The 23,052-nt window shown below is 75.1% G+C and carries 2 protein-coding genes; both read right to left on the reverse strand.

Going from position 1 to position 23,052, the window contains the following annotated elements; genetic code table 11:
* Positions 1 to 246: 246 nt before the first annotated feature.
* Positions 247 to 12,321, reverse strand: coding sequence for an amino acid adenylation domain-containing protein (locus AB0H71_RS12780; protein WP_357018953.1), 12,075 nt, complete (start codon positions 12,319 to 12,321; stop codon positions 247 to 249).
* 365 nt (positions 12,322 to 12,686) lie between these two features.
* On the reverse strand, positions 12,687 to 23,036 hold the full coding sequence (locus AB0H71_RS12785; RefSeq protein ID WP_357018956.1) for an amino acid adenylation domain-containing protein: 10,350 nt from the start codon (positions 23,034 to 23,036) through the stop codon (positions 12,687 to 12,689).
* Between the last annotated feature and the right edge of the window lie 16 nt (positions 23,037 to 23,052).

Genomic DNA, 23,052 nt, shown 5'->3' on the forward strand with positions numbered 1-23,052 from the left:
CCCACCGATCGTCCGCTCCCCTGTCATTACCGACTGGCCCCCAGAACAAGCATCGAATGGTGACACATGGTCCGTTACCGATGCGGGCACAGCCGAGCGGCGTCCGCGCGGCGCGGGCTCCACGGGGAAGCCGCGCTCCGGGCACTCGGCCCAGATGGCGGACGCTACGCACTCCAGGGTGCAGGGCATCCGCACAGCATCGCAAGGATGCCGCGCGAGATGCAGTTCACAGCGCCGGGCGTGGCGCTATTTATCGAGGATCTCGGTCAATCGGGGTGCGATGCGGGCGAGCGCCTCCGGGGTGGTCATGAGCAGGTGCGAGGTGTCGACGGGGTGGTCGGCGACGGGGGTGTCGGTGTGGGGCTGCCAGTCGGCGGGGTCGACGAGCACGCCGCCGGGATCCAGCCGGGTGGCGCGGAAGAACTCGATCCGGCCGCGGAAGACGCCGGGGTCGTACCGGCCGGCCAGCTCGACCACGCTCATGGCGCCGCGGTAGATGCGGCGCAGCCGGGCGGCGTCGAGCGCCGCCAGCTCGGCGGGGATCGCCGCGGCCAGCGCCGCCAGCGCCTGATCGCTGAGGTCGCCCAGGTCCGCCTCGGGTGGCAGCGCCTCCGGCGCGATCCCGACCTCGGCGAAGGCCGCGCGCACCGCGCGCCGGAAGTCGGCGAAGTCCACCGCGGGCGTGCCGTCGAGCACGGCGAGCAGCTCGACCTCGGCGCCCTCCCGCTGCAGCCGCACTGCGGCGGCGTGCGCGAGCACCCCGCCGATCGACCAGCCGAGCAGCCGGTACGGCCCCTCCGGCTGCACCTTCCTGATCTCCGTGAGGTACCGGGTGACGAAGTCGTCGATCGAGTCCGGGTGCCAGTCGTCCTCGGTCAGCGCGGGGGTCTGCAACCCGAAGACCGGCTGGTCGGCGCGGAGGAAGCGGGTGAGCCCGGCGAAGCTCCAGGCCAGGCCGGTGTAGGGGTGGAAGCAGAAGAGCGGTGGCTCGCCGCCGGTGCGGCGGATCGGCAGCAGGACGCCCATGGCGGCCTCGTCGCCGGAGTCGGCCGCGGCCAGCCGGGCCGCGAGCCCCGCCACGGTCGGGTCGTCGAAGAACACCGCGACCCGCACCTCCGTTCCGGTGCGCTCGCGCAGCCGGGTGACGACCCGGGTGGCGATCAGGGAGTTGCCGCCCAGCTCGAAGAAGTCGTCGTCGGCGCCGACCCGCTCGGCGCCGAGCACCTCGGCGAAGACCGCGGCCACGGTCTCCTCGGCCGGGGTGGCGGGGGCCCGGAACTCGCGGGTGGCGTAGCTCGGGGCGGGCAGGGCGCGGCGGTCGAGCTTGCCGTTGACGGTGAGCGGAATCGCGTCGACCGGGACGAAGGCCGAGGGGATCATGTAGCCGGGCAGCAGCTCGGCGAGGCCGGTGCGCAGGGCGCCCGGGTCGACGGCGGCGGCGACCACGTAGGCCACAATCCTGGCGTCGCCCGGCTGGTCGGTGCGCACCACCACCGCGGCCTGCGCGACCCCGTCCTGCGCCAGCAGCGCCGCCTCGATCTCGCCCGGCTCGATGCGGAAGCCGCGCACCTTGACCTGGTCGTCGGCGCGGCCGAGGTACTCCAGCTCACCGGCCCCGGTCCAGCGGGCGCGGTCGCCGGAGCGGTACCGGCGGGTGCCGTCCGGCCCGGCGACGAAGCGGGCGGCGGTGAGGCCGGGGCGGCCCAGGTAGCCGCGGGCGAGCTGGCCGCCGCCGACGTACATCTCCCCCGCGACCCCGATCGGCACCGGCCGCAGCCGGTCGTCGAGCAGCCGCACGTCCAGGCCGGGGATGGCCCGGCCGACGACGCTGCCCGCGCCGGCCACGACGGTGGCGGCGTCGAGCGGGCGGTGGGTGACGTGCACGGTGGTCTCGGTGATGCCGTACATGTTCACCAGCCGCGGCGCGCGGTCGCCGTGCCTGGCGACCCACCCGGCCAGGCGGCGCGGCTCCAGCGCCTCGCCGCCGAAGATCACGGAGCGCAGGGCGAGCGGCCCCTCGCTCGCCCGCTCGGCCTCGGCGAGCTGGTAGAAGGCGGACGGCGTCTGGTTGAGCACCGTCACCCGCTTCGCGCGCAGCAGCTCCAGGAACTGCTCCGGCGAGCGCGCGGTGGCCTGGTCGACCACGACCAGCTCGCCGCCGAAGGCCAGCGCGCCCCACAGCTCCCAGACCGAGAAGTCGAAGGCGAAGGAGTGGAACAGGGTCCAGACGTCGTCCGGGCCGAAGCCGAACTCCCCGGCGGTATTCGCCAGCAGCCGGAGCACATTCCGGTGCGGCACCGCCACGCCCTTGGGGCGGCCGGTGGAGCCGGAGGTGTAGATGACGTACGCGGTGCTGTCCGGGTGCGGTGCGGGGCCGGTGAACGGCTCGGCGTCGCCCTCGTCCGAGCCGGCGGCCTCGATCACCGGCAGCCCGGGCGGCAGCTCGACCTCGGCGCCGGGGGCTATTACGACGCTCGCCGGGCGCGCGTCGGCGAGGACGTAGGCGATGCGCTCGGCCGGGTAGGCCGGGTCGATCGGCACGTACCCCGCGCCGGCCTTGAGCACCGCGAGCAGCGCGACCACCAGCTCCGGCGAGCGCGGGAGGAGCACCGCGACCAGTGTCTCCGGGCCCGCGCCCGCGGCGACGAGCCGCCGGGCCAGCACGGTGGAGCGCCGGTCCAGGTCGGCGTAGGTCAGCGTCTCGGCGCCGAGGCTCACCGCCGGTGCCTGCCCGTGCGCCGCCACCGCGGCGGCGAAGAGCTCGGGCAGGGTGCCGCACGGGTCGGCCGGGGCCGCGGCGGCCTCGGTGAGCAGCGCGCGGTCGCGGTCGTCGAGCAGGTCGATATCGCCGGTCGGCGCGCCGGCGTCGGCGACGACGGCGCGCAGCACCCGCAGGTACCGCTCGGCGAAGGTGGCGACGGTGGCGGCGTCGAAGAGGTCGGTGGCGTAGTTGATGCCGAGCGCGATGCCACCGGTGCCGGGCAGCTCGGTGAGGTTCCAGTGCAGGTCGAACTTGGCGACGTGGGCATCCGCCGCCAGCCCGGCGATGGTCAGCCCGGGCAGCGCGAACTCCGCGGCGGGCAGGTCGGCCAGCGAGAGCGCGACCTGGAAGAGCGGGTGCCTGGCCTGCGAGCGCGGCGGGTCGAGCACCTCCACCAGCCGCTCGAAGGGCACGTCGGCGTGCGCGAAGGCCGCCAGGTCGGTGTCCCTGACCCGGCGCAGCACGGCCTCGAAGGAGTCCCGCCCGGCCACCGGGGTGCGCAGCACCAGGGTATTGACGAACATGCCGATCAGATCGTCCAGCTCGGCCTCGCCGCGCCCGGCCACCGGCGTGCCGATGGCGATATCGCCGCTGCCGGAGAGCCGCGCGAGCAGCACCGCGAGCGCGGCTTGGGCGACCATGAAGAGCGTCGCGCCGTGGCCGGCGGCGAGGTCGAGCAGCGCGCGGTGCAGCTCGGCGTCGATGACGACGGTGTGCCCGGCCCCGGCGAAGCCGGCGGCCTCCGGGCGCGGCCGGTCCAGCGGCAGCTCCAGCTCGACCGGCAGCCCGGCCAGCGCGCTCCGCCAGTACCCGGTCTGCACCGCGGCCGGGCTCGACGGGTCGCTCTCGGCGCCGAGCAGCGCCCGCTGCCAGAGGCTGTAATCCGCGTACTGCACCGGCAGCGGCGTCCACTCCGGCGCCGTCCCGGCCGCCCTTGCCGCGTACGCCACCATGACGTCACGGGTGAGCGGCCCCACCGACCAGCCGTCGGCGGCGATGTGGTGTGCCACGAAGACCAGCACGAACTCGTCCGCGCCGGTGATCCGGAAGAGCGCCACCCGCAGCGGCACCTCCGCCGTCACGTCGAAGCCGGCGGTGACCGCGGCCGCCACCCGGGCGGGCAGCTCGTCGGGCGCCACCTCCGACACCGGCAGCCCGGCGCCGATCGCCCGCTCGACCTCGAGCACCCGCTGCACCGGGCCCTCCGCGGTCTCCGGGTACACGGTGCGCAGCACCTCGTGCCGCCGCAGCAGGTCGGTGATCGCGGCCTCGAGCGCGGCGATATCGAGCTCGCCGGTCAGCCGGACCGCGATCGGCACGTTGTACACCGCGGACTCGGGGTCGTAGCGGTTCAGGAACCACATGCGCTGCTGCGCGAGCGAGAGCGGAATCCGCTCCGGCCGCTCCCGCGCGACCAGGGCGGGGCGGGCACCCGTTCCCGCCGCCCGCTCCAGCACCGCGGCCAGCTCCGCGACGGTCGCGGCCTCGAAGAGCGTGCGGACCAGCACCCGGGAGTTCAGCGCGGCGCCGATCCGGGCGGCCACCCGGGTGGCGAGCAGCGAGTTGCCGCCGAGCGCGAAGAAGTCGTCGTCCAGCCCGACCCGCTCGACGCCGAGCACCCGGCCGAAGACATCGGCGACGGTCTGCTCGATCGGCGTGCGCGGGGCGCGGAACGCGACCTCGGAGCGGAAGACCGGGGCGGGCAGCGCCTTCCGGTCCAGCTTGCCGACGGTGGTCAGCGGCAGCCGGTCCAGCACCATGACGGCGGCCGGGACCATGTAGCCGGGCAGCGTCTCGCGCAGGTGCGCGGTCAGCTCGCCGGTGTCGACGGTGCGGCCGCGCGCGGCGACGACGTAGGAGACCAGGTTCGCGACCCCGGACTCGCCGCGGTGGCCGATGGTGACCGCGAAGTCCACGCTCGGGTGCGCGGCCAGCGCGGCATCGATCTCGCCCAGCTCGATCCGGAAACCGCGGATCTTCACCTGGAAGTCCGAGCGGCCCACGTACTCGACCTCGCCGGAGCGGGTCCAGCGCACCACGTCGCCGGTGCGGTACATGCGCTCGCCGCTCCGGTACGGGTTGGCGACGAAGCGGTCGGCGGTGAGCCCGGGCCGCGCGTGGTAGCCGCGGGCCAGCTGCACCCCGCCGATGTACAGCTCGCCGGAGACGCCGACCGGCACCGGTTGCAGCCGCGCGTTCAGCACCAGCGACTGGGTGCCGTCCTGCGGTCCGCCGATGGTCACCGTCGCGCCGGGCAGCAGCGGCGCGCTGGTATTGCTGCACACCGTGGTCTCGGTGGGGCCGTAGCCGTTGTGGTACGCGCGCACCGTGCCGTCGGCCAGCGGCACCGCCCAGCGGGCGATGAGCTCCGGCGGGCTTGCCTCGCCCCCGGCGATCACCACCCGCAGCGTGTTCAACCCGGACGGGTCGAAGGTGGCGAGCGCCGCGGGCGGGATGACGGCGTGCGTCACCCGCTGCTCGCGGATCAGCTCGGAGAGCTCCCCGCCGCCGTAGACGCTCTGCGGCACCACCACCAGCGTCCCGCCGCGCAGGATCGCCAGGAACAGCTCCAGCAGCGAGGCGTCGAAGGAGGGCGAGGCGAAGTGCAGCGCCCTGGTCCTGGCGCTCAGCGCGAAGCGCCGGTCCTGGTCCGCGGCGAAGTTCGCCAGCGCCCGGTGGCTCACCACGACGCCCTTGGGGCGGCCGGTGGAGCCCGAGGTGTAGATGATGTGCACGGGGTGGTCGGGGTGCAGCGGCACGCGCCGGTCGGCGTCGGTGACCGGGGCGCCGTCGAAGCCCCGGGTGTCCAGGTCCTCCAGCACCAGCCACCAGGTCGTGCCGGGCAGCGCCGCGCGCACGCCGCTCGTGGTCAGCCCGATCCGCGCGCCGGAATCGGCGATCATGAAGGCGATGCGGTCGACCGGGTTCCTGGAGTCGATCGGCAGGAAGGCCGCGCCGGTCCTCGATACTGCCGCGAGCGCGACCACCGATTCGAGCGAGCGCGGAATCGCCAGCGCCACCACGTCCTCGGCGCCGATCCCCGCCGCGATCAGCAGGCGGGCCAGCCGGTTCGCGCGCTCGTTCAGCTCCGCGTAGGTCAGGCCGCGCCCCTCGAAGACCACCGCGTGCGCGGCGGGCGCACCGGCGGTGAAGAGCTCGGGCAGCAGCCGCGGCGCCGGTGGCGCGGGGCAGGCCCGGGACACCAGGTCGGCGCGCTCGGCGGGGTCGAGCAGCTCGATCGAGCCGACCGGCGCCTCGGCATCGGCCACCGCCGCGGCCAGCACCCGCACGAACCGCTCGGTGAACGCCCGCACCGTATCGGCGTCGAAGAGCTCGGTCGCGTAGATCACCGAACCCGCGATGCCACCGGGCGCGCCCGCCCCGGCGCGCCGCTCCTGCAGCGTCCACTGCAGGTCGAACTTGGCGGGCTGCGCGGGCGGTTCGATGCCGGTGACCCGGAGGCCGGGCAGCTCGAACTCGGTCATGGGCGCGTTGACCAGGGTCAGCGCGGTCTGGAAGAGCGGGTGCCTGGCCTGCGAGCGCGGCGGCGCCAGCACCTCGACCAGCCGCTCGAACGGCACGTCGGCGTGCGCGAAGGCGGCGAGGTCGGTCTCCCGCACCCGGTGCAGCAGCGCGCCGAAGCCCTCCTCCGGCGCCACCGCGGTGCGCAGCACCAGGGTATTGACGAACATGCCGATGAGGTCGTCCAGCTCGGCCTCGCCGCGCCCCGCCACCGGGGTGCCGATGGGAATGTCGTCGCCGCCGGAGAGCTGGGCGAGCAGCACGGCCAGCCCGGCCTGCAGCACCATGAAGAGCGTGGCGTGGTGCTCGGCGGCGAGCAGCCGGAGGCCGCGGTGCAGCTCCTCGGGGATCTCGAAATCCAGGCTCGCCCCGGCGAACTGCGCGGCGCTCGGCCGCGGCCGGTCGGTGGGCAGCGCCAGCTCGTCCGGCAGCCCGGCCAGCGCCTCCCGCCAGTACCCGGTCTGCTGGGCGAGCAGGCTGGACGGGTCGTCCTCGGCGCCGAGCAGCTCCCGCTGCCAGACGCTGAAGTCCGCGTACTGCACCGGCAGCGGCGCCCACTCCGGCGCGGCTCCGGCCGACCGCGCGGCGTACGCGACCATGAGATCGCGGGTCAGCGGCCCCACCGACCAGCCGTCGGCGGCGATGTGGTGCGCGACGAAGACCAGCACGTACTCGGCGGTCCCCGCCACCTCGAAGAGCGCGATCCGCAGCGGCACCTCCGCGGTGACATCGAAACCGGCGGTGACGATCCCGGTCACCCGCGCCGCCACCTCGGCGGGGCGCACCGCCACCGGGTAGAGCCCGCCCACCGCCGCGTCGGCGGGCAGCACCCGCTGGGCGGGGCCGTCGGCGGACTCCGGGTAGACGGTGCGCAGCACCTCGTGCCTGGCGACCAGGTCGCGCACGGCCAGCGCCAACGCGGCGGTGTCGAGGTCGCCGCTGAGCCGGACCGCGATGGGGATGTTGTAGACCGCGGCGGCCGGGTCGAAGCGGTTCAGGAACCACATGCGCTGCTGGGCCAGCGAGAGCGGCACCGGGTCGGGGCGCTGCCCCGCGGTCAGCGCGGGGCGGCCGCCGCTGCCCGCGTGCTGCTCGGCCCTGGCGGCGAGCGCGGCCACGCTGCCCGCCTCGAAGAGCGCGCGCACCGGCAGCGTGGTGTCGAGCGCGGCGCCGAGCCGGGCCGCCACCTGGGTGGCGAGCAGCGAGTTGCCGCCGAGCTCGAAGAAGTCGTCGTCCAGCCCGACCCGCTCCAGCCGCAGCACCTCGGCGAAGACCCCGGCCACCGTCTCCTCCACCGGAGTCACCGGCGCGCGGAACTCCCGCGCCCGGAAAGCCGGTACCGGCAGCGCCTTCCGGTCGAGCTTCCCGGACGGGTTGAGCGGGAGCCGCGGCAGCACGGTGACCACGGAGGGCACCATGTACCCGGGGACCGCGCCGCGCACCGCATCCCGCACCGCGTCGCCGTCGAGGTCGCGGCCGGGCGCGGGTACCACGTACCCGGCCAGGAACTGGCCCACGTCGCCGTCGGCCACCAGCACGACCGCCTGCGCCACCCCCGGCACGCCGCGCAGCGCCGTCTCGATCTCGCCGAGTTCGATGCGCTGGCCGCGGAACTTGACCTGGAAGTCGGCGCGGCCCGCGTAGACCAGCTCGCCGTCGGCGCGCCGGGTCACCAGGTCGCCGGTGCGGTAGAGGCGGGTCCCGGCCCCGAACGGGTCGGCGACGAAGCGCTCTGCGGTCAGCTCGGGGCGGCCCGCGTAGCCGCGCGCCAGCTGCGCGCCGCCCAGGTAGAGCTCGCCGCGCACACCGGGCGGCACCGGCCGCAGCCGCGCGTCGAGCACGTGCGCGGTGCTGTTCCACTCCGGCGCGCCGATCGGCACCACCGCGGTGTCGCGCTCGGTCACCGGGTGCGCGGTGATCGAGACCGCGGCCTCGGTGGGGCCGTACAGGTTGTGCAGCCGGGCCGGGCTCACCCGCGCGAACGCCGCCACCGTCTCCGGGTGCAGCGCCTCGCCGATGGCGAGGACGTCGCGCAGCCCGGCCAGCTCCTCCGGCCGCGCGTGCTGGGCGAAGACCGCGAGCAGCGAGGGCACGAAATCGGTGACGGTGACGCCGTACTTGCCGATCAGCTCCGCGATGTACCCGGCGTCGCGCTGCCCGCCCTCCGCCGCGAGCACCATGCGCGCGCCCGCCGCGAGCGGCGCGAAGAAGCCCCAGATGGAGAGGTCGAAGGTGGGCGCGGTCTTCTGCAGGTAGCCGTCGTCGGGGCCGATGCCGTACTCCGCCACCAGCCAGGCGATCTGGTTCGCGGCGGCGCCGTGCGGCACGGTCACGCCCTTGGGCCGTCCGGTGGAGCCGGAGGTGAAGAGGGTGTAGGCCGGGTGCTCCGGCACGGTGTCCTGCGGCAGCGGGTCGGCGGGCTGCCCCGCGGCGTCGGCCACGGTCAGCACGGTGGTCCGCGGGTCGACCGGGAGATCCACCCCGGGCGCGGTGATGAGCACCGCCGGGCGGGTGGTGTCGAGGATGTGCCGCACCCGGTCGGCCGGGTGCGCGGGGTCGAGCGGGACGAAGGCGCCGCCGGCCCGCAGCACCCCGAGCATGGCGGTGACCAGCTCGGGGCCGCGCGGCAGCGCCAGCACCACCTGCGTCTCCGGGCCGACGCCCTCGGCGCGCAGCAGGTGCGCCACCCGGTTCGCCGCGGCCGCCAGCTCGCCGTAGCCGACCTCGCCGAACTCCCCCGCCAGCGCCACGGCCGCCGGGGTGGCGGCGGCGCGCTCGTCGAAGCCCTGGTGCAGCCGGGTCCAGCGCACCGGGTGCGCGGTGTCGTTCCAGGCGTGGGCGCGGTGCCGCTCGCCGGCGTCGAGCAGCGGGATGTCGCCGACCGGGATCGCGGGGTCGGCGAGCACCGCGTCGAGCAGCCGGAGGAAGCGCTCCACCAGCCGCTCGGCGGTCTCCCGGTCGAAGAGCGCGGTCGCGTAGGTGAGCACGCCGGAGATGCCCGCGGGCGCGCCGTCGGCCGCGTACGCGTCGCTCACCACCAGGTGCAGGTCGAACTGGGACAGCTCGATATCCAGGTCGAGCCCGGAGAGCGTGAGCCCGGGCAGCTCGAACTCGGTGGTGCCGAAGTTCTGGAACGACAGCCCGACCTGGAAGAGCGGGTGCCTGGCCTGCGAGCGGGCCGGGTCGAGCACCTCGACCAGCCGCTCGAACGGCACGTCGGCGTTGGCGAAGGCCTGGATATCGCTCTCCCGCTGCCTGGCGAGCACCGCGTCGAAGCGCTCGCCCGGCGCCACCCTGGTGCGCAGCACCAGGGTGTTCACGAACATGCCGATGAGGTCGTCCAGGACGGCGTCGCCGCGGCCCGCGATCGGCGTGCCGACCGCCACGTCGTCGGTGCCGGCCAGCCGGGCGAGCAGCACGGCGAACGCGGTGTGCAGCGCCATGAAGAGCGTCGCGCCCTCGGCCCTGGCCAGCTCGGTCAGCGCCAAGTGCGTCGCGGCCGGGATCCGCACCGGCACCGAGCTGCCCGCGAGCGACTGCACCGGCGGCCGCGGCCGGTCGGCGGGCAGCTCCAGCTGCTCGGGTAGGCCGGCGAGCGCGCTGCGCCAGTGCGCGATCTGCGCGGCCGCGACCGAGCCCGGGTCGTCCTCGGCGCCGAGCAGCTCGCGCTGCCAGATGCTGTAGTCGGCGTACTGCACCGGCAGCGGCGCCCAGCCCGGCTCCGCCCCCGCGGCGCGGGCAGCGTAGGCCACCATGAGATCCCTGGTCAGCGGGGCGATCGAGGAGCCGTCGGCGCTGACGTGGTGGATCGCCATGGCCAGCACCCACTCGTCGGCGCCGAGCTCGAAGAGCGCGACCCGCAGCGGCACCTCGGTGGTGACGTCGAAGGGGGCGGCGATCAGCGCGGTCAGCGCGGCGCGCAGCTCCGCGGCATCCAGCGCGCGAACGGTCGGCTCCGGCACCGCGCTCGCGGGCAGCACCACCTGCACCGGCCCGGTCTCGGTCTCCGGGTAGACCGTGCGCAGCACCTCGTGCCGCCGCACCACGTCGGCGATGGCCAGGGTCAGCGCCTCGGCCCGCACCGCGCCGCGCAGCCGCACCGCGACCGGGATGGTGTACGCCGCCGACCCGCGGTCGAAGCGGTTCAGGAACCACATGCGCTGCTGCGCGGGCGAGAGCGGAATCCGCGCGGGCCGCGGCCCCGCGGTGAGCGCGGGGCGGGCGCCGCGGCCCGCGAGCCGCTCCGCCGCGGCCGCCAGCCCGGCCACCGTGCTGTGCTCGAACAGCGCCCGCGCCGGGACCCGGGTATCCAGCTCGGCGCCGATCCGCGCCGCGACCTGGGTGGCGAGCAGCGAGTTGCCGCCGAGCTCGAAGAAGTCGTCGTCCAGCCCGATCCCGTCGGTGCCGAGCACCGCCGCGATCACCCCGGCGACCACCCGCTGCACCGGCGTCTCCGGGGCGCGGTAGGCGCGGTGCTCCAGCACCGGCGCGGGCAGCGCGGCCCGGTCCAGCTTGCCGACCGGGGTCAGCGGGATGGCATCGAGCACGACGATGGCGGTCGGCACCATGTGCGCGGGCAGCCGGGACTCGGCCCAGGCCGTCAGCTCCGGCACGTCGACGGCGGCGCCGGACGCCGCGTGCACGTAGCCGACGAGCACAGTGGCCCCGGTCGCCTGCGCGACCCCGGTGGTCACCGCGAAATCCACCGACCCGTGCGCGGCCAGCACCGCGTCGATCTCGCCGAGCTCGATCCGGAAGCCGCGGATCTTCACCTGGAAGTCGTTGCGCCCCAGGTACTCGACATCCCCGGAGGGGAGCCGGCGCACCAGGTCGCCGGTGCGGTAGAGCCGGGAGCCGTTCTCCCCGAACGGATTCGCCACGAAGCGCGCCGCGGTGAGCCCGCGCCGCTCGTGGTAGCCGCGGGCCAGCTGCGCGCCGGTGATGTACAGCTCCCCCGCCACCCCCTCCGGCACCGGGCCGAGCCGCTCGTCCAGCACGTACTCCAGCACGCGCCGGATCGGCGCCCCGATGGTGACCGTCTCGCCGGGCACCAGCGGGTTGCTGATATTGGTCATGATGGTGGTCTCGGTGGGGCCGTAGCCGTTGTAGAACTCGCGGAACCGGCCGTTGCCGCGCGGCCGCACCCAGCGCCGCACCAGCTCCGGCGGGCACGCCTCGCCACCGGCGACCACCACGCGCAGCTCGTCCAGCCCGGCGGGGTCGAGCGAGGCGAGCACCGCCGGGGTGATGAAGGCGTGCGTCACCCGCTCCCGGCGCAGCAGCCCGGCCAGCTCGTCCCCGCCGACGATGGCCGGGTCCACCACCACCATGGTCGCGGTGCCGCCGAGCGCGAGCAGCAGCTCCAGCACCGAGGCGTCGAAGGAGGGCGAGGCGAAGTGCAGCGTCCTGGACTCGGCGCCGACCCGGTACCGCTCGTGCTGCTCGTCGCAGAACCCCTTGAGCCCGGCCTGGGTGACGACGACGCCCTTGGGGCGGCCGGTGGAGCCCGAGGTGTAGATGACGTAGGCGGCGTCGGCCGCGCGCAGGTAGCGCGGGCGGTCCGCGGAGGAGATCGGCTCCAGCGAGAAGCGCTGCGCCGCCGGGGTATCGATGGCCAGCCACTCGACCTCGCCGGGTAGCTCGGCGCGCTCGGCGGTCACGGTGAGCCCGAGCACCGCGCCGGAGTCGCGCACCATGTAGGCCACCCGGTCGCTCGGGTAGCGCGGGTCGACCGGGACGAACCCGGCCCCGGTCTTGGCCACCGCCCAGACGGCGAGCACCGACTCCGGCGAGCGCGGGATGCCGATCGCCACCAGGTCGCCGGGGCCGATGCCGCGGTCGAGCAGCAGCCGGGCCAGCCGGTTCGAGCGCTCGTCGAGCTCGGCGTAGCCGAGGCTGCCGTAGCTCCGCTCCGCCCCGGCGAAGACCACGGCGGTGCCGGTCGGGTTCGCCTCGACGGCCGCGGCCATGAGCTGCGGCAGCGCGACCAGCCGGGCGCGCCGGGTCCGGGTGGGCCTGGTTCGGGTCGAGCTGGTCACGCGCGGAACCCCCCGCCGATCCAGCTTCCCTCTCGCACACCAGTCAGCAACACGATTACCCGCCCATCATCGAAGAGCACTGCACGCACCGGAGACCCCACGCGAGTATGCGGTGATGAACATTCCCTATCGCCGCGACAACGCGTGCGATGGACTCCTACCCGCAGTTCACCACTTCATGTGGGGATAAATCGCCTGATCGAACCCGCTGTCGAGGCCGACCGCCCTCCAGGGTGCCGGTTGCCCCGCGAAATGCGCAAGCTGGCCCCTGAGACTCGGGTCACCCGAACGGCTGACTTGCTATCCCGCGCATGGCCGGTCAGGATGCCAGTGGACGCTCGATCAGCGAGCGCCCGGCTACCGGATCAGCGACGATCCAGCAGCCGGTTCAGCTGCGGCCCGATCTCGGCGAGCGCGCGGGGTTCCGCCATCTGGTCGTGCGTGGCGTCGACCGGCCGGTCGACGACCTCGCCGTCCACGTACGGCAACCACGCCTCCGCCGCGCCGGGGCGCGGGTCGACGGCGGCGCTGAAGTACTGCAGCGCACCGCGGAACACCTGGGGCCGATACCGATTGATCAACTCGGCGGAGCGTACCGCGTTGCGGTAGATCCGCCGCACCCGCTCGGGGGTGAGCACCGCGGCCTCGGCGGGCACCGCGGCGTGCAGCAGGGCGAGCGCCGCGTCCGGTAGCTCGGTGAGGTCGTGGTCGGGGTCGTCCGGGAGCGCGCCGAGCACCGCGTCGTCGATGCCGAGTTCGCCGAGCGCGGCGCGCAGCGCCGCGCGGAAGTCGGAGAGGTCGATCTCATGGTGGCTGTCCAGCATGGCGAGCAGCGCGACCTCCTCGCCCTCGGCCTGCAGCGTGGTCGCGATGGCGTGCGCGACGATGCCGCCGAGCGACCAGCCGAGCAGGTGGTACGGCCCGTGCGGCTGCACCGCGCGGATCTCGGCCAGGTACCGCTCGGCGATCTCCGGCAGCGAGCCGGCCAGGTAGCCGTCCTCGGTGAGCGCGGGCGACTGGATGCCGAGCAGCGGCCGGTCCTGGTCGATGTGCGCGGCGAGCCCGGCGTAGCTCCAGGCCAGGCCGTACATGGGGTGCAGGCAGAAGAGCGGCTCCCGGCTCCCGGAGCCACGCAGCGGGAGCAGCACGCCGAGCGCGGCGTCGGAATCGTGCTCGGGCTCGTCCTGGCCCGCCGAGACCGCGCGCACCCGGGTGGTGACCGCGGCGACCGTGGCATCGGCGAAGAGCCACTGCACCCGGACATCGACGCCGGTGACCGCGCGCAGCCGCGCGACCAGCCTGGTGGCGAGCAGCGAGTTCCCGCCGAGCTCGAAGAAGTCGTCGTCCATCCCGGCCCGCGGCAGCTCCAGCACCTCGGCGAAGAGCCCGGCCACGGTCTGCTCCAGCGGCGAGAGCGCGGCACGGTACGGCCGGGAGGAGAGCTCGGGCGCGGGCAGCGCCCTGCGGTCCAGCTTGCCGCTGGCATTCAGCGGCATGGCGTCCAGCAGCACCAGCGCCGACGGCACCATGTACGAGGGCAGCGACGCCCGTGCGTGCGCGAGCACCGCGCGCTGCGCGTCGCCCGCGCCCGGCTCCGGCACCAGGTAGCCGACCAGCCGGTCGCCGGTCTCACCGCGCACCAGCGTGACCACGGCCTGCCGCACGGCCGGGTGGCCGAGCAGCACGCTCTCGATCTCGCCGAGCTCGATCCGCTGGCCGCGCAGCTTGACCTGGAAGTCGCTGCGGCCCAGGTACTCCAGCACCGGCGCGCCGTCGCCGCCCGGCCGCCAGCGCACCACGTCGCCGGTGCGGTAGAGCCGCCGGCCGCCGCCGTGCGCCACGAAGCGCTCCGCGGTCAGCCCGGGCGCGTTGGCGTAGCCGCGGGCCAGCTGCACGCCCGCGATGTACAGCTCGCCCGCGGCGCCGAACGGCACCGGCGCCAGCTGCCGGTCCAGCACCAGCGCCTCGGTGTTCGCCACCGGCGCGCCGATCGGGACGCCGCCGCGCCCGGCCCGCCCGCTCACCGCGTAGGCGGTCACTACCGTCACCTCGGCCGGGCCGTACCAGTTCACCAGGTAGGCGTCGGGCAGCAGCTCGGCGCAGCGGGCCGCCAGCTCCGCGCTCAGCGCCTCGCCCGCTGCGAAGACCCAGCGCAGCGCGGGCAGCTCGGGGTGCGGCGCCGCGGCCAGCTCGTCCAGGAAGGCGGCCAGCATGGACGGCACGAAGTGCACCGCGGTGACCCGGCGCTCGGTGAGCTCGCGCAGCAGGTAGGCGGGGTCGCGGTGGCCGTCCGGCTCCGCGATCAGCACCGTCGCCCCGGTCTGCAGCGGCCAGAACAGCTCCCAGGTGGAGATGTCGAAGGTGATCGGGGTCTTGTGCAGCACCAGGTCGCCCGCGCCGTGCGGGTAGGTCCACTGCGCCCAGCGGAACTGGTTCACCATCTGCCGGTGCGTGATCACCACGCCCTTGGGGCGGCCGGTGGAGCCCGAGGTGTAGATGACGTAGGCGGCGCCGTCCGGCAGCGCCGGGGAGGCCGGCGGCTCGGCCTGCAGCGAATCCGGGTCGGGCAGCCAGAGCGAGTCGAGCTCCACCACCTCGACCTCGCTCGCGGTGGTGAAGCCGTCCCGCGCGGTGGTCAGCACGCAGAGCGGGGCCGCGCTGGTGAGCACGTACTCGCTGCGCTCGGCCGGGTGGTCCGGGTCGATCGGGACGTAGGCGGCGCCGGTGCGCAGCACCGCGTAGATCGAGGCGACCAGCTCCAGCGAGCGGCGCATGGCGATGCCGACCAGGCTGCCCGGCCCCACCCCGCGCTCGGTGAGCACCTGGGCCAGCGCGCGGGCGAGCAGGTCGAGCTCGCTGTAGCTGAGCCTGGTGTCCTCGTAGACCACGGCGGGCAGCTCGGGGGTGCGGGCCACCTGCGCGTCGAAGAGCGTGAGCAGGGTGGCCTCGTCCCGGAACTCCGGCACCTCGGTGGCGTTCGCCGCGGCCAGGGCGGTGCGCTCGGCGTCGGTCAGCAGGTTCACCTCGGCGACCCTGGCATTGCGGTCGCGCACGAAGCGGTCGATCACCGCGGCGAAGCGCTCGGCGAGCTGTGCGGCGGCGGCATCGCTCACCACCTCCCTGCGGTGCTTCAGCGTCACCTGCAGCTGCCTGCCCGGCACCACCATGACGGTGATCGGGTAGTGCGTGTTGTTGACGACGTCGACCCCGGCCAGGTGCATGCCGTCGATCCCGCCCGGCTGCTCCAGCCCGGCGCGCTCCAGCGCGGCCTTGTCGATGGGGAAGGACTCGAAGACCACGAGGGTGTCGAAGAGCGGCTCGACCCCGGCGAGCTCCTGGATCTCGGCCAGCCCCACGTGGTGGTGGTCGAGCAGCGCGGCCTGCTCCAGCTGCAGCGTGCGCAGCAGCCCGGCCAGGGTGGCGCCCGGCGCCAGCCGGACCCGCACCGGCACGGTGTTCACGAACAGCCCGACCAGCGTCTCCACCCCGGGCAGCTGCGGCGGGCGGCCGGAGACGGTGGCGCCGAAGACCACGTCGTCGCGGTCGGTGCTGCGCCCGATGAGCAGCCCCCAGGCCGCCTGCACCACGGTGTTCACCGTGACCCCGAGCTCGGCGGCGAGCCGGCTCAGCGCCTCGGAGCGCGGCACCGAGAGGGTGAACTCGGCCTCGCCGATTCCGGCCTCGGCCGGCCCGGACTCCGGCAGCGCGGGTACCAGCGCGGTGGGTTCGTCGATCCCGCTCAGCGCGGCCTGCCAGGCGGAGCGCGCGGCGCCGCGGTCCTGCGCGGCGAGCCAGAGCAGGTAGTCGCGGTACGAGCCGATGGGCTCGCCCAGCGGCCGCCGCACCCGCCCGACCAGCGCGTACACCGTGAGCAGGTCGCGCAGCAGCAGCGGCATGGACCAGCCGTCCACCAGGATGTGGTGCGCGGTGACCAGCAGCTGGTGCCGCTCGGCGGCGGTGCGGATGAGGGTGAAGCGCAGCATCGGCGCCTCGTGCATGTCGAACGGGGTGGCCAGGTCGTTGGCGACCACCCGGACCCGCGCGGCGTTCGCCGGGCCTTCGGCGAGGTGCCCGAGGTCGACGAAGCGCCAGGGCAGCCGGACCGCGTCCAGCACCACCTGCACCGGCTCGCCGGCGCCGTCCTCGGCGAAGGCGACCCGCAGGTTCGGGTAGCGGACCAGCACCAGCTCGGCGGCGGCGCGCAGCCGGGTGGCGTCCACCGGCCCGGTCAGGTGCAGCCCGAACTGCATGGTGTAGGCGTCCACCGAGCCGGCGGCGAGCAGCGCGTGGAAGAGCATGCCGGACTGCAGCGGGGTCACCGGCCAGACATCGGCGAGCTCCGGGTAGCCCCTGGTGAGCTGGTCGACATCGCGCTGGTCCAGCGCGACCAGCGGGAAGTCGGAGGGGGTGTGGCCGCCCGCCTCCGGGTGCCTGCCGTGCTCGGCGAGCCCGCCCAGCGCGCGCACCCAGCGCTCGGCGAAGGTCTGCACATCGGGCAGGTCGAGGACCGCGGCGGCGTAGTCGAACCGGGCGACGAGGCCGTCCGGGGTGGCGTCCACGGTGAGGTCGAGCACCAGGTCGTCGACGGGCGAGTCCACCCGCACCCGGGCCGGGCGCAGGTCGCGGTAGCGCAGCCCGAGCAGGCCGCGGTCCAGCCGGGCGATCTCCCCCGCGGTGGCCGGGTTGGCGTGCCGGAGCAGCCCGAACCCGACGCCGCCCGCGGGCACCGCGCGGCACATCTCCTTGACCCGGCCGAGCGCGACGCCGGCGGCCGGGCCGCCGTCCAGCACCTCGGCGAAGTCGATCCCGGTGAGCCGCAGCGCGAGCGGGTAGGTGGTGGTGCAGGCGGCGACGAAATCCGCGGCGGCGGTGCCGGAGCCGCTGAAGTCGGCGGGGTCGCCGGCCCTGGCGTCGGCGGTGAGCCGGACCACGGTGCCGATCTGCTCCGGCGCGGTGGGGTCGGCCAGCGCCAGCGCGAGCGCGGTGAGCAGCACCTCCTCGACGGTGGCGTGGTAGGCGTCGGCGACGGTGGCGACCGCGCCCGCGGCCTCCCTGGTGATCCGGGCCGAGAGCCGGCCGCGAATGCGCAGGTCGCCGGGGTAGAGGCGGCCACCGCGCGGCACGGCGCGGCGCCACCACTCCAGCTCGGCCAGGGTCGCCGGGTCGGTCGCGCGAGCGGCCAGCGCGCGCACCAGCCCGCTCGCCCCGGAGCCGGTGACGGGGGGCGCGGCGTGCCCGCCGGACCACACCGCGCTCAGCTCGTCCACCACGATCCGCCAGGCGGCGTCATCGATCACCAGGCCATTGGCGACCACGAGCAGCGTGCCGCCCTGGTCCGGCTGCGCCGGGGTGATCAGCACGAACCGCACATTGGCCCCGGTGGCCGGATCCAGCTGCGCGGCTACGGCCTCGACCACCTGGTCGTACTCGCCCGGCTCCACCTCGGCGGCGTCGAGCAGCCAGTACGCCTCGCCGACGCGCTCGGCGGGCGGCACCAGCTCGAAGGCGGGCTCGCCCTCCTCGGTGCGGACCAGCCGGGCGGAGAGCAGGGGGTGCCTGGCCAGCACGCCGTCGGCGGCGGCCCAGACCCGGTCGGTGGCGGTGCCGACGGGCACATCCAGCTCGATGGCGCGCAGCTCGATCCCGGCCGGGGCGTCGGCGAGCAGCCGCAGCCCGTCCGGGGTGAGCGGGAGCAGGCCGTCGTCCGGCGGCTCGGCGGTCGCGGCGGCGGCGAGCGCGGCGACGGTGCGGTGCTCGAAGACCTCGCGCGGGCTGATCGTGACGCCGCGGGTGCGGGCCCGCGCCACCACCTGGATGGAGGCGATGGAATCACCGCCGAGCGCGAAGAAGTCGTCGTCCGCGCCGACCCGCTCGACCCCGAGCAGCTCGGTGAAGACCTCGGCCAGCACCAGCTCGGCCTGGCCCTCCGGGGCCCGGAAGGCGGCCTGCTCGGCCCGCGGCTCGGGCAGCGCGGCCCGGTCCAGCTTGCCGTTCACGGTCAGCGGCAGCGCGTCCAGCAGCACGAAGGCTGCGGGCACCATGTAGCTGGGCAGCCGCGCGGCGAGCGCGGTGCGCACCTTGTCGACGTCGGGGGCCTTGCCGACCAGGTAGGCCACCAGCCGCTCGCCGGTGCCCTCCGGCCCCGGCTTGGCCAGCACGGCGACCTGCGCCACGTCCGGCTGCTCCAGCAGCGCGGCCTCGATCTCGCCCAGCTCGATCCGGAAGCCGCGCACCTTCACCTGGAAGTCGGTGCGGCCGCGGTACTCCAGCTCGCCCAGCGGGTTCCAGGCGGCGAGGTCGCCGGTGCGGTACATGCGGTCGCCCGCGCGGAACGGGTTGGCCACGAAGCGGTCGGCGGTCAGCTCCGGCCTGCCGAAGTAGCCGCGGGCCAGCTGCGCGCCGGCCAGGTACAGCTCCCCCGCCACCCCCATCGGCACCGGGTTCAGCCGCCGGTCCAGCACGTAGACCTGGCAGTTCCACTCGGGGTCGCCGATCGAGACGGCGTGCTGGTCGGCGCCGGTCACCCGGTGCGCGGTGATGGAGACGGCGGCCTCGGTCGGGCCGTACAGGTTGAACAGCTCCGCCGGGTTGGCCCGGCGGAAGCGCTGCGCCACCGCCGCGGGCAGCGCCTCGCCGATGGCGAGCACCCGGCGCAGCGAGGCGGGCAGCGTGCCGTCGGCCTCGGTGAGCAGCGCGTCCAGCATGGAGGGGACCACGTGCAGCGTGGTGACCTTCTCCCTGGCCATGAGCTCGTTCAGGTAGCTCGGGTCGCGGTGCCCGTCGGCGTCCGCGATCACCAGCGAGCCGCCGCAGACCACCGCCGACCAGAACTCCCAGACCGAGAGGTCGAAGGTGGCGGCGGTCTTGAGCAGCACCGCGTCCTCGGCGCCGAGCCGGAACTCCGCGCGCTTCCAGAGCAGCTGGTTGACGATGGCGCCGTGCGGCACCGCCACGCCCTTGGGCCGCCCGGTGGAGCCGGAGGTGAAGATGACGTAGGCGGTGTTCGCCGGGTGCAGCGGCGCGAGCCGCTCGGCATCGGGCAGCGGGCCATCGGCGTAGCCGTCGAGGTGCAGGTCGTCCAGGACCAGCACCGGGGCGTCGGGGGTGCTGAAGCCGGTGGCGCGGTCGGTGAGGACGCAGATCGGGGCCGCGGTGCCGAGCACGTGGCCGGTGCGCTGCGCGGGCTGCGCGGGGTCGAGCGGCACGTAGGCGCCGCCCGCCACCGCGACCGCGTACATGGCGACGACCAGCTCCACCGAGCGCGGCAGCGCGAGCGCCACCCTGCTCTCCGGCCCGACGCCGAGCGAGATCAGGTGCCTGGCCAGCCGATTCACCCGCGCGCCGAGCGCGGCGTAGTCGAGCGTGCCGCCGGCGGGGCCGATGAGCGCGGTGGCGGCCGGGTGCTCGGCCACGGCGGTGTCGAGCAGCGAGACCAGCGTGGCGGCCGGGTCCACCGGGTGCGCGGTGGCATTGCGGGCCAGCAGCAGCCGGTCGCGCTCGTGCTGCTGGAGCAGCGGCAGATCGCCGACCGGCGTCTCCGGCGCCTGCGCGACGGCGCGCAGCACCCGCACGAACCGGTCGACGAAGCCGCGCACGGTGAACTCGTCGAAGAGCGCGGTGGCGTAGGTGACGACGCCACCGATCCCGGCGGGCGCGCCGTCCTCGTCGTAGCCGTCGCCGATCATCCAGTGCAGGTCGAACTGCGAGATGGCGGTCTCGAAATCGACCCCGGAGACGGTGAGCCCGGGCAGCTCCAGGGTGGTGGGCGCCAGGTTCTGGAAGGAGAGGCCGATCTGGAAGAGCGGGTGCCGCGCGGTGGAGCGCTCCGGGTTGAGCACCTCGACCAGCCGCTCGAAGGGCACGTCGGCGTGTGCGAAGACCTGGATGTCGGTGTCGCGCTGGCGCTTCAGCAGGTCGGTGAAGGGCGCGCCGAGATCGAGCCTGGTCCGGAACACCAGGGTGTTCACGAACATGCCGATGAGCTGCTCCAGCGCCACCTCGTCGCGGCCCGCGATGGGCGTGCCGACGGCGACGTCGTCCGCCCCGGAGAGCCGCCCGGCCCAGACCGCGAGCGCGGTGTGCACCACCATGAAGAGCGTGGCGCCGTTGGCCCTGGCGAGTTCGCCGAGCGCGCGGTGCGTCTCGGCGTCGATCCGCACCTCGACCATGCCGCCGGCGTAGGACTGCACCGCCGGGCGCGGGCGGTCGGCGGGCAGCTCGATCTGGTCCGGCAGCCCGGCCAGCTCGTCCTGCCAGAAGGCGATCTGCCTGGCCGCCACCGAGTCCGGGTCGCTCTCGCTGCCGAGCAGCTCCTGCTGCCACAGGCTGTAGTCGGCGTACTGCACCGGCAGCGGCGCCCACTCCGGTGCGGCGCCGCCGGCGCGCGCCACGTAGGCGGTCATCAGGTCGCGGGTGAGCGGGCCGATGGAGGAGCCGTCGGCGGTGATGTGGTGCACCACCATGGCCAGCGCGTGCTCCGGCGGCTGCCCGTCGGGCTGCCGCACCGCGAGCAGCGCCACCCGCACCGGCACCTCGGCGGTGACGTCGAAGAGCGTGCCGATGACCTCGCCGACCGCGTCGCGCAGCCGCTCCGGCGCCACCGTGCGGTACTCCACCTCGGGCACCGACTGCGCCACCGGGAGCACCACCTGCACCGGGCCGTCCTCGGTCTGCGGGTAGAGCGTGCGCAGCACCTCGTGCCTGGCGGCCAGGTCGGCGACGGCCGCGCGCAGCGCGTCGACATCCAGCTCGCCGCTGAAGCGGACCGCGATCGGGATGTTGTAGGCGGTGGAGTCCGGGTCGAAGCGGTTCAGGAACCACATGCGGCGCTGGGCCGGGGAGAGCGGGATGCGGTCGGGGCGCGGCCCGCCGGTGAGCGCGAGCCGCTCCGGGTTCTCGGTGAACTCGACCAGCCGCAGCGCCAGCCCGGCCACGGTCGGCGCCTCGAAGAGCGTCGGCACCGGAATCCTGGTCTCCAGCGCGGCGTTCAGCCGGGCGATCACCTGGGTGGCGATCAGCGAGTTGCCGCCGAGCTCGAAGAAGTCGTCGTCGGCGCCGATCTCCGGGGCGCGCAGCAGCTCCGCGTAGACCCCGGCGACCAGCTCCTCCAGCCTGCCCGCGGGCGCGCGGAACTCCCTGGCGGCGAAGACCGGGGCGGGCAGCGCCCTCCGGTCCAGCTTGCCGCCGGGGGTGAGCGGGATGGCGTCGAGCTCCACGATCGCCGCGGGCACCATGTGCGCGGGCAGCCGCTGCCCGGCGGCGCTCAGCAGCGCGGCGGTGTCCACCTCGCGGCCGCTCGCTGCGCGCACGTAGGAGACGAGAACGGTTGCGCCGCTGTCGAGTTCGTGCCCGACGGTGGCGGCGAAATCCACCGACTCCTGCTCGGTGAGCACCGCGTCGATCTCGCCCAGCTCGATCCGGAAGCCGCGGATCTTCACCTGGAAGTCGTTGCGGCCCAGGTACTCCAGCTCGCCGTCGTTCGCGCCGCGCACCACGTCGCCGGTGCGGTAGAGCCGGGAGCCTGCGGCGCCGAGCGGGTCGGCGACGAAGCGGGTGGCGGTGAGGCCGGGTTTGCCGTGGTAGCCGCGGGCCAGCGCGGGGCCGGCGACGTACAGCTCGCCCGCCACCCGGTCCGGCACCGGCATGAGCCTGGCGTCCAGCACGTGCGCCGCGATGCCGCGGATGGGAGCGCCGATGGTCACCGGCTCGCCGGGCAGCATGGGGGCGCTGATATTGGTCGCGACGGTGGCCTCGGTGGGGCCGTAGGCGTTGTAGAACTGGCGCAGCGCGCCGTCCGGCAGCGGGGTGACCCAGCGCCGCACGAGGTCGGGCGGGCAGGCCTCGCCGCCGGTCACCACCACCCGCAGCGCGTCCAGCCCGGCCGGGTCGACCGAGGCCAGCGCGGCCGGGGTGACGAAGGCGTGGGTGACGCGCTCGCGGCGCAGCACCTCGGCCAGCTCGGCCCCGCCGAAGACCTCCGGCGAGACCACCACCATGGTCGCGCCGCCGCCGAGCGCGAGCAGCAGCTCCAGCACCGAGGCGTCGAACGAGGGCGAGGCGAAGTGCAGCGTGCGGGAGGCAGCGTCCACCCGGTACCGCTCGCGCTGCTCGGCGCAGAACCCGGCCAGCCCGGCCTGGGTCACCACCACGCCCTTGGGCAGCCCGGTGGAGCCCGAGGTGTAGATGGCGTAGGCGGGGTGCTCGGCGCGGACCGGGCGCACCCGGTCGGCCTGGGTCACCGCGTCGGCAGCCTGCTCGTCCAGCTCGGCGGCGGTGGCGGGGTCGTCGATGACCAGCCACTCGGTGTCGTCGGGGAGCGCGGCGCGCGCCGCGGCGACGGTGAGCCCGAGCGCCGCGCCGGAGTCGGTGAGCATGTGCCGCACCCGGTCGGCCGGGTAGTTCGGGTCGACGGGGACGAAGCCGGCCCCGGTCTTGGCCACCGCCCAGACCGCGAGCACCGACTGCACCGAGCGCCGGATGCCGACCGCGACCAGGTCCTCCGGGCCGATGCCGCGCGCGATCAGCAGCCGGGCCAACCGGCTGGAGCCGGCGTCCAGCTCGGCGTAGCTGAGCGGCGCGCCGCTCGCCTCGGCCGCCGCGAAGACCAGCGCCGCGCCCTCCGGGTTCGCCTCGACCGCGGTCGCCAGCAGCTGCGGCAGGGTGACCGTGCGCGGCCCCCTGGTGCGGGTCGGACGGGTACGGGCCGGGCGGGTCATCGGAACACCGGGGACA

Origin of the sequence: Nocardia sp. NPDC050697 (genome assembly GCF_040654395.1) — a bacterium.
GTDB lineage: Bacteria > Actinomycetota > Actinomycetes > Mycobacteriales > Mycobacteriaceae > Nocardia.